The sequence below is a fragment of the Methylopila musalis genome (assembly GCF_042679725.1).
GTDB lineage: Bacteria > Pseudomonadota > Alphaproteobacteria > Rhizobiales > Methylopilaceae > Methylopila > Methylopila musalis.
Genome location: NZ_JBHTMX010000115.1, coordinates 1 through 9,158, shown reverse-complemented (window position 1 = coordinate 9,158; position 9,158 = coordinate 1). Strand labels below are relative to the sequence as shown.

Genomic DNA, 9,158 nt, shown 5'->3' with positions numbered 1-9,158 from the left:
CCGACGCCGGCGGGCGCCGCCCTCGGACCGCTCCTCGTCGTCGCCGCGTTCGGCGCGCTCGTTGCGGTCGCCACGGCCGGCGCGCTCCTGAGCGGGCGCCGCCTCGACGATCTCCTCGTCCTCCTCGACCGCGACCACGGGCTCTTCCGGCTCGACGCTGTCGACGCGGACCTGGGTCACGATCGCGCGCGGTTCCCCGGAGGCGGGCTCGGTGCGCTCGAGGATCAGGTGCTGGCCGCTCGGCAGATGGCCTTCGGGCGCAAACAGGATCTCGACGCCGAAGCGGGTCTCGATCTCACGCAGATGGCCGCGCTTCTGGTTGAGGATGTAGAGCGCCACCTCGTTGCGGGTCTTCACCAGCACGTTGCGCGAGGCGTCCTTGCGCAGCGCCTCCTCCACCATGCGCAGCACGTGCAGCGCGACGGAGGGCACGGCGCGCACGGTGCCGACGCCGTTGCAGGTCGGGCAGACCTCGCTCGAGCTTTCCAGCACGCCGGTGCGGATGCGCTGGCGCGACATCTCCATCAGGCCGAAATGCGAGATGCGGCCGAGCTGGATGCGGGCGCGGTCGTCCTTCAGGCAGTCCTTGAGCTTCTTCTCGACCGAGCGGTTGTTGCGGCTCTCGTCCATGTCGATGAAATCGATGACGATGAGCCCCGCGAGGTCGCGCAGCCGGAGCTGGCGGGAGACCTCCTCGGCCGCCTCCAGATTGGTGCGGAGGGCGGTGTCCTCGATGTTGTGCTCGCGGGTGGAGCGGCCCGAGTTCACGTCGATCGCGACCAGCGCTTCGGTCTGGTTGATGACGATGTAGCCGCCGGACTTCAGCGTCACCACGTTCGAGAACATGGCGTCGAGCTGGGCTTCCACGCCGGATTTCGAGAACAGCGGCTGGCTGTCGCGGTAGGGCTGAACGATCTTGGCATGGCTCGGCATGAGCATGCGCATGAAGTCCTTGGCCTCGCGGTAGCCCTCGTCGCCCGCGACCAGAACCTCGTCGATGTCCTTGTTGTAGAGGTCGCGGATGGAGCGCTTGATCAGCGAGCCTTCCTCATAGACCAGCGTCGGCGCCGAGGACTTTAGCGTCAGGTCGCGCACGGTCTCCCACAGGCGCATCAGATATTCGAAGTCGCGCTTGATCTCGGGCTTGGTGCGGTTGGCGCCGGCGGTGCGCAGGATGACGCCCATGCCCTCCGGCACCTCCAGGTCGGCGGCGACCTCCTTGAGGCGCTTGCGGTCCTGGGCCGAGGTGATCTTGCGGGAGATGCCGCCGCCGCGGGCGGTGTTCGGCATCAGCACCGAATAGCGGCCGGCGAGCGACAGATAGGTGGTGAGCGCCGCGCCCTTGTTGCCGCGCTCCTCCTTCACGACCTGCACCAGCAGCACCTGACGGCGCTTGATGACCTCCTGGATCTTGTAGGAGCGGACGTGGCGGGGCTTGCGCTCCGGGATGTCCTCCAGCGCGTCGCCCGCGCCGATGGACTCGACCGGATGGTCGTCCTCGTCGTGGTCGCCGTCGGCCTTGGCCTCCTGCTCGGCGACGTGCTCCTCGACCGCGGCCTCCGCGGAGGACGGCGCGGCTTCGGCGTCGTCGCCGGCCGCCTCGGGGGCGTCGGCGGAGACGACGTTCTCGTCATCGGTCGGGGCGGCCTTGGGGCGCGCGCGGCCGCGACGGCGACGGCCGCCCGCGGGCTTCTCGGTCTCTTCGGCCTTCTCGCTGTCCTCTTCGGCGGCGTGCGCCTTCTCTTCCTCGGCGAGGAGCGCCTGACGGTCGGCGACCGGGATCTGGTAGTAGTCGGGATGGATCTCGCTGAAGGCGAGGAAGCCGTGGCGGTTGCCGCCGTATTCGACGAACGCCGCCTGAAGCGACGGTTCGACCCGCGTCACCTTCGCGAGATAGATGTTCCCGCGGAGCTGCTTGCGGTTGGCGCTCTCGAAATCGAACTCTTCGACCCGGGAGCCTCGAACGACCACGACCCGAGTCTCCTCGGGATGCGTGGCGTCGATGAGCATCTTGTTGGCCATGAACGGAACTCTTGATGTGTGCGGCCAGGCGGCCCGGCGTCCGTCGCAGGCGACGACGCGGGCGCGCTCGCGACGCGAAAACCGCGTCCGGCTGCAGGGATGTGGAAGGGGGCGCGGTCCGGCCCGCGGCGCCACGCCGGCGCCCGATGGGCGGCGGACAGGACATCGAGGCTGGACGCAGACCGGGGAGCCCGGCGGATCGAGATCCGGGATGACGCGGAAGCGGCGTTGATCGCCGTGCGCATTCTCCCTGGGACCTCGCAAATCTGAATGCGCCAGACGGAAAAACGCCCGGCGCGCGTGAAACAAGCGGCGAACCCCGAAGCGTCAAAGCTCCGAAGGCTCACGACGTGAATCTGACGAAACCGGAACGCCACCGAATGGACGCGCCGCACGCCGCCGACGCGTGCGCGGAAGGCGGCTGACATCGCTCGTGGCTGGCGCAAGGCGCGCTCCCCACGGTGAGGGAGCGAAACGCGGCCGCCGCGCGAAGCGACGTTTCGACAGTCGCAAACGACGACGCCAGACCCGAAGCATCGGGAAAGATTCGCCGCACTACGACGTGAGCGAATTTCTCTTACCGGACGCTGCGGCGCATTGACAAGCACGATCGCTGTGCAGCGCTACTCGGGAGGCGCCTTCGTCCCGTGCCGCGAAAGCCACAGACGCCGGCCGGCGGGCGGGGCATGCTTAGGGGCGGGTTAACCCGAAGGGCGTAAATCCGTAAACCGACACGGCTGCTCCACCGTCGCTGGGAGGCGTCCGGCTGTTATGATTCGCCTGCTCATCCTCGCGCTCGCCGTCGTCGGCGGCCTCTGGAGCGGCGCGCCTGCGCGCGCTGTCGAAGCCGGCGTGCGCGCGACGCCGGTGGCGACCGACAGCCGGCTCGCGGGCGACGACGAGCGCACCCGCCTCGTGATCGACCTCACCGCCGCGACCCCGATCCGCGCCTTCGCGCTGGCCGACCCCTACCGCGTCGTCATCGACCTGCCGGAGGTGACGTTCCGCCTGCCGGAGAAGGCCGGCGAGCAGGGGCGGGGGCTGATCGCCGCCTATCGCTTCGGCATGTTCGCGCCGGGCCGCTCGCGCATTGTGGTGGACGTGATCCGCCCGGTCGCCATCGACAAGGCCTTCGTGCTGGAGCCGGTGGAGGGCCAGCCCGCGCGGCTGGTGCTGGACCTCACGCCGACCGACCGCAAGAGCTTCCTGCGCGCCATGGCCCAGGCGCCCGCGCCGGACGTGACCGGCGCCACGCCCGCGCCGAAGGCCTCGCCCGCCCACGGCCTGCCGTTGGTGGTGATCGATCCGGGCCACGGCGGCGTCGATCCGGGCGCGGCCGGCCCCGGCGACGTTTCCGAGAAGGACATCGTGCTCGCCTTCGCCCGGCGTCTGAAGGAAAAGCTTGAGGCCTCCGGCGAGCGCAAGGTGGTGCTGACCCGCGACGACGACAGCTTCATCTCGCTGCCGGACCGGGTGAACGTCGCCCGCGAGCACGCTGCGGCGCTGATGATTTCGATCCACGCCGACACGCTGTCGAACCCATTCGGAGTGCGGGGCGCCACCGTCTACACCCTGTCCGACAAGGCCTCGGACAAGGAGGCGGAGCGGCTGGCGGAGAAGGAGAATCGCGCCGACCTGATCGCCGGCCTCGACCTGTCCGACGAGCCGGAAGACGTGGCGGGCATCCTGTTCGACCTGACCATGCGGGAGACGCGCGGCTTCACCGCCGATTTCGCCCGCCGGCTGGTGAAGGACCTCAAGAGCGCCGCTACGCTGAACAAGAATCCGCTGCGCTCGGCGGGCTTCCGGGTGCTGCGGGCGCCCGACGTGCCCTCCGTGCTGCTGGAGCTCGGCTATCTGTCGAGCAAGGAGGACGCCAAACAGCTCATGTCCGAGGCGTGGCGCGACAAGGCGACGGACGCGGTGGCGAAGGCGGTGGACGGCTATTTCGAGACCCGTGTCGCGGCGGGCTCACCGGGGCGCCTGAATTAGCGTCAGCGGCGCTGCGCCGTACAATCTCCACAAAAGCCTTCGATCCCGGTATGGAGACAGGCGGCGCAGACGATGGGGCGTCGTGTGAAGGCGCGTTCGCCCTCCGCCGGGCGCGCGTCGCGCCCAAAGGCCATCGACACGGAACGAACACCTGATGCGTCTGCTGGTCCGGTTCCTCGGTTTTCTGTTCGCCGCCGGCACGATCGTCGCGCTCTGCGGCGCGGCCGTGGCGGGCTATTTCGCCTGGAGCTACGGACGCGAGCTGCCCGACTACGAGCATCTGGCCAATTACGAGCCGCCGATCATGACGCGGCTGCACGCCAACGACGGCCGGCTGATCGCGGAATACGCCAAAGAGCGCCGGCTGTTCCTGCCGATCCAGGCCATGCCGAAACGGCTGACCACGGCCTTCATCTCGGCTGAGGATAAAAGCTTCTACAGCCATGGCGGACTGGACTTTGTCGGCATCGCCCGGGCCATGCTGACCAACATCCAGAATCACGGCCGTCGGCCGCAGGGCGCCTCCACCATCACCCAGCAGGTGGCGAAGAACTTCCTGCTGACCAACGAGACCTCGATGGAGCGCAAGATCAAGGAAGCGCTCCTGTCGCTGCGCATCGAGCAGACCTATTCCAAGGACCGCATCCTCGAGCTCTATCTCAACGAGATCTATCTCGGCCTCGGCGCCTACGGCGTAGGCGCGGCCTCGCTGGTCTATTTCGACAAGTCGGTCAACGAGCTGACGCTTGCGGAGGCCGCCTATCTGGCGGCGCTGCCGAAGGCGCCCAACAACTATCATCCGTTCCGCTATCCCGAGCGCGCCATGGAGCGCCGCAACTGGGTGATCGACCGCGTGGTGGAGAACGGCTACGCCACCGCCGAAGAAGGCGCCGCGGCGAAGAAAGAGCCGATCGACGTCAATCCGCGCTCCACCGGCACGCAGCTGGTCGCGAGCGAGTATTTCAACGAGGAAGTGCGCCGCGTCGTCTACGAGAAGTACGGTGAGAAGCGGCTCTACGAGGGCGGGCTCTCGGTCCGCACCACGCTCGACCCGAAGATGCAGGTGCTCGCCCGCAAGGCGCTGAGCGACGGTCTGGTGTCGTTCGACCAGCAGCGCGGCTGGCGCGGTCCGGAGCGGGAGATCGAGGTCACGAGCGACTGGGGCCAGGCGCTGGCGGACATCCCGGCCTACGGCGACATCCCGTCCTGGCGCCTCGCCGTGGTGCTGAGCGCCACCGCCTCCCAGGCGACCATCGGCCTGCAGCCCGGCCGGGACAAGGCCGGCGTGGTGCTGCGCGAGCGCAGCACCGGCGTCGTCCCGCTCGAGGGCGTGCGCTGGGCGCGCTGGACCTCCGGTCCCGAGCGCGGCCGGGCGGTGAAGACCGTGTCGCAGGTGCTGAAGCCCGGCGACGTGATCTATGTGGAGGCGCTGAAGGCCGGCGGCTCGGACTACCGCCTGCGGCAGGTGCCGGACATCTCCGGCGGCCTCGTGGTCATGGACCCCTACACCGGCCGGGTGCTCGCGCTCGCCGGCGGCTTCTCCTACGACGAGAGCCAGTTCAACCGCGCCACCCAGGCGCTCCGGCAGCCGGGCTCCTCGTTCAAGCCGTTCATCTACGCCGCCGCCCTCGACAACGGCTACACCCCCTCCAGCGTCGTTCTGGACGCGGCGATCGAGATCAACCAGGGCGCGGGCGTCGGCGTGTGGCGGCCGGAGAACTACGCCAAGAAGTTCTATGGCCCGCAGACCCTGCGCTTCGGCATCGAGAAGTCGCGCAACGTCATGACCGTGCGTCTGGCGCAGGACATGGGCATGCCGCTGATCTCCGAATACGCCCGCCGCTTCGGGGTGATCGACGACCTGCCGCCCTACCTCTCCATGTCGCTCGGCGCCGGCGAGACCACCGTGCTGCGCATGACGGCGGCCTACGCCATGTTCGCCAACGGCGGCAGGAAGATCACCCCCACGGTGATCGACCGCATCCAGGACCGCACGGGCAAGACCATCTACCGCCACGACGACCGGGAATGCGTGGGCTGCAACGGCGGCGAGTGGCGCCATCAGGACGAGCCGAAGCTGGTCGACCACCGCGAGCAGGTGATCGACCCCATGACCGCCTACCAGATCACCTCGATGATGGAGGGCGTGGTGCTGCGCGGCACGGCGACCAGCGTGCGCGCGGTCGGCAAGCCGATCGCCGGCAAGACCGGCACCACCAACGACTACAAGGACGCCTGGTTCGTGGGCTTCTCGCCGGATCTCGCGGTGGGCGTCTATCTCGGCTACGACAAGCCCCGCTCCATGGGCGACGGCGAGACCGGCGGCTCCATCGCCGCGCCGGTGTTCACCGAGTTCATGAAGACCGCGCTCGCGGACAAGCCGCCGGTGCCGTTCCGCGTGCCGCCCGGCATCAAGCTGATCCGCATCAACCCGTCCACGGGCATGCGCGCCTCGGCCGGCGACCCGAAGATGATCCTCGAGGCGTTCAAGCCCGGCACCGCGCCGCCCGACAGCTATTCGATCATCGGTCAGGCCGGCGGGCGCTCGGAGACGGTGACCCCCGAGGCGGACCGGGCCATCCGGTCCGGCACCGGCGGCCTGTACTGACGCCGGTCCCCTCGGGGAGATCAAGGAGACAGCGGGATGGCGGACACGTCCTCTCCCCATGTGGTGAGTCCGCCTCCGGGCCTGCGCCGCACGGTCGGCGCGGTCGCGGCGCTGAACCTCGGCTATTTCGGCGTGGAGTTCTGGGCGGCGCTCGCGCTCGGCTCCGTGGCGCTGTTCGCCGACAGCATGGATTTCCTGGAGGACGCCTCCGTCAACCTGCTGATCCTGCTGGCGCTCGGCTGGTCGCTGAAGGCGCGGGCGCGGGTCGGAGCGGTTCTAGCGCTGATCCTCGTCGCCCCGGTGATCGCCACCGTATGGACCGCCTGGGACCGGATCGTGGATCCGACGCCGCCGAACGCGGTGGCGCTGTCGGCGGTCGCGCTCGGGGCGCTCGGGGTCAACCTCACCTGCGCCCTGCTGCTGGCGCGGTTCCGCGCGGCGAGCGGCAGCCTGACCAAGGCCGCGTTCCTGTCCGCCCGCAACGACGCGCTCGCCAATCTTGCGATCATCGCGGCGGGCTTCGTCACGCTGGCGTGGCCGTCGATCTGGCCCGATCTGGTGGTGGGGCTCGCGATCGCCGCGCTCAACATCGACGCCGCCTGGGAGGTGTGGGAGGCGGCGCGCGAGGAGCGCCTCGCCGTCACTCCCTGATCACCTTCACCTTGAAGCCCGGCGGCAGCGGCTCTCCGGGCGCGAGGCCGTTCAGCACCGCGAAGCGCTCCACCGCGCGGTCGGTCAGCGCCATGCGCCCGGCGAAGGTGGCGTCGGTGTCGCCCGGCCGCACGGTCACGGTCTCCACCTGCAAGGGCCGCGCGCTTTCGATCTCGCTCGCCGACAGGCGGCGGAACGACTGCAGCGAGGCGCGGAAGCCGTCGTCGATCTCCGGCGTCAGGTCGCGCGCGGCGAAGATCAGACGATAGACATCGTCGCCGAAGCGGATGGCGGCGAAGCGGAAGGTCCAGTCGCGGCCCTTGGCGACGATGGTCACGGCCTCCATGCCGTTCACCTCCAGCCGCTCCACCGGGCCGGGCTCCGCGCCCTCGATCCAGCCTTCTTGGATGTAGCCGTCGAGCGTGCGGCCCGAGGCGAGGCGGGCGGCGTCGAGGCGCAGCGCCCGTCCGTCGGGCGCGACGCCCAGCAGCGCCTCGGCCCCGTTCTCGAAGGTGAAGCCTTCGGGCGCCAGAAACGTGAAGCCCAGCCGCGGATGCAGGAAGCGCCGGCCGCGGGCGTAGCCCTGCGCGGGATCGTCGCCATAGACAACGCCGTTCAGCGCCACGAGATAGCGGTCGCGGTCGCGCTCGCCGATGCCCGGCGCGCCGATCTGGCGGGCGGCGGTGACGGCGAGCTGCACCCGCTCGGGCGTGGAAGGGTGGGTCGACAGGAAGTCGAGCCCCGGCTGGGACGGCTTCTGGCCGAGCGCCGCGCTGCGCAGCTCCGTCTGCCGACCCATGGAGAGCAGGAAGCGCGAGGCGCCGTAAGGGTCGAAGCCGGCGCGGGCGATGTTCTGCACGCCGATGCGGTCGGCCTCCAGCTCCTGCGCGCGGGAGAAGCTCGCCAGCGACAGCCGGCTCTTGGCCAGCGCCACCGCGCCCGCCTCGCGATTCTCCAGCACGTCGGACACGACCTTGCTGACGAGCACCGCCTTGCGCTCCTCGTCGGCGCGCTGGAAGGCGTGGCGCGCGGTGACATGCGCCATCTCATGCGCCAGCACGCCCGCGATCTCGGACGTGTCGTTGGCGACCGCGAGCAGGCCGCGCGTCACGTAGAGGCTGCCGTTCGGCAGCGCGAAGGCGTTGATCAGCGGCGAGTTGAGCAGCGTCACCTTGTAGCGCAGGTCCGGCCGGTCGGACGCGGCCGCGAGCCGGTCGGCGATGCTGTTCAGCAGCGCGGTGAGCTGGGGCTGCTGATAGACGCCGCCATAGGCGGCCGCGATGCGGGCCTGCTCCTGCGTGACCGCGCCGGGCTGGCCGACCGACTTCGGCGCCGCGGGCGGCACGATCGGCGTCGGCTTCGCGGCGTGCTTGTCCGGTTGGATGCTGCTGCAGCCCGCGAGCAGGGCCGCGGCGCAGGCGAGCGTCACGATGCGCCGACCGAACCTCCCCATGCCCCAGCGAACTCCCATCATTCGGCCCCCGGCGCGGCGATCCGCTCGATCTGGGCGGCCTCGTCGATCCGGATCGCCGGGCCGCCGGGGCCCCGCGTCACGACGCCCCGAACCCTGAGCCACGCGCCCGGATCGAGCCCGAGAGCGGTTCGTCCCCCGAGCCGGCGGAGCGCCGGTTCGGATATGGAGAGCGAGAGCGCGTCGCGCCAGCGCCGTCCGAAATTCACATACACCCGGCCGCCGGACGTCCGCACGCTCGCCACGCGGCCTTCGGCGACCTCGAAACGGCCGTCGGCTGCGAAGCTCGCCCCGTCGGCCGCGTTTCGAACCTCGTAGTACGAATGCGCCCACAAACCAAGGCGTTGGCGGCGCGCCGGCGCCTCCGCGGCCCGCAGCCTGGCGTCGCAGCCACGCCCGGCGCGGCTCGCGTCC

At 70.1% G+C, this 9,158-nt stretch carries 5 protein-coding genes and 1 pseudogene; 3 read left to right on the top strand and 3 right to left on the bottom strand.

Annotation, left to right across the window (positions count from 1 at the left end; translation table 11 throughout):
- On the bottom strand, positions 1-2,022 hold a 2,022-nt coding region (locus ACFQ4O_RS12025), incomplete at its 3' end, for an Rne/Rng family ribonuclease (RefSeq protein ID WP_378775934.1).
- 771 nt (positions 2,023-2,793) lie between these two features.
- On the opposite strand from ACFQ4O_RS12025, the gene ACFQ4O_RS12020 reads away from it, so the two are divergent.
- The 3 genes from ACFQ4O_RS12020 to ACFQ4O_RS12010 all read left to right on the top strand — a co-directional run bounded on the left by ACFQ4O_RS12020 (position 2,794) and on the right by ACFQ4O_RS12010 (position 7,273).
- Positions 2,794-4,014, top strand: a complete 1,221-nt coding sequence (locus ACFQ4O_RS12020; protein ID WP_378775933.1) for an N-acetylmuramoyl-L-alanine amidase — start codon at positions 2,794-2,796, stop codon at positions 4,012-4,014.
- A gap of 154 nt (positions 4,015-4,168) precedes the next feature.
- Complete coding sequence (locus ACFQ4O_RS12015; protein ID WP_378775932.1) at positions 4,169-6,622, top strand: penicillin-binding protein 1A; 2,454 nt, start codon at positions 4,169-4,171, stop codon at positions 6,620-6,622.
- A 36-nt stretch (positions 6,623-6,658) separates the two neighbouring features.
- Positions 6,659-7,273, top strand: coding sequence for a cation transporter (locus ACFQ4O_RS12010; RefSeq protein ID WP_378775931.1), 615 nt, complete (start codon positions 6,659-6,661; stop codon positions 7,271-7,273).
- Here the strand turns inward: ACFQ4O_RS12010 and ACFQ4O_RS12005 are convergent.
- Entirely contained in the window at positions 7,263-8,726 is a 1,464-nt protein-coding gene (locus ACFQ4O_RS12005; protein WP_378775930.1) for a M48 family metalloprotease, read from the bottom strand. The two genes, ACFQ4O_RS12010 and ACFQ4O_RS12005, sit on opposite strands and share 11 nt — an antisense overlap.
- A gap of 17 nt (positions 8,727-8,743) precedes the next feature.
- Positions 8,744-9,158 (bottom strand): annotated as a pseudogene (locus ACFQ4O_RS12000) (thermonuclease family protein); the annotation flags it as partial.

What these genes read in the sequence shown, in the direction of transcription:
- ACFQ4O_RS12020 (WP_378775933.1), top strand. Translation starts at nt 2,794, where the DNA reads ATGATTCGCCTGCTCATCCTCGCGCTCGCCGTCGTCGGCGGCCTCTGG.
- ACFQ4O_RS12015 (WP_378775932.1), top strand. Translation starts at nt 4,169, where the DNA reads ATGCGTCTGCTGGTCCGGTTCCTCGGTTTTCTGTTCGCCGCCGGCACG.
- ACFQ4O_RS12010 (WP_378775931.1), top strand. Translation starts at nt 6,659, where the DNA reads ATGGCGGACACGTCCTCTCCCCATGTGGTGAGTCCGCCTCCGGGCCTG.
- ACFQ4O_RS12005 (WP_378775930.1), bottom strand. Translation starts at nt 8,726, where the DNA reads ATGGGGAGGTTCGGTCGGCGCATCGTGACGCTCGCCTGCGCCGCGGCC.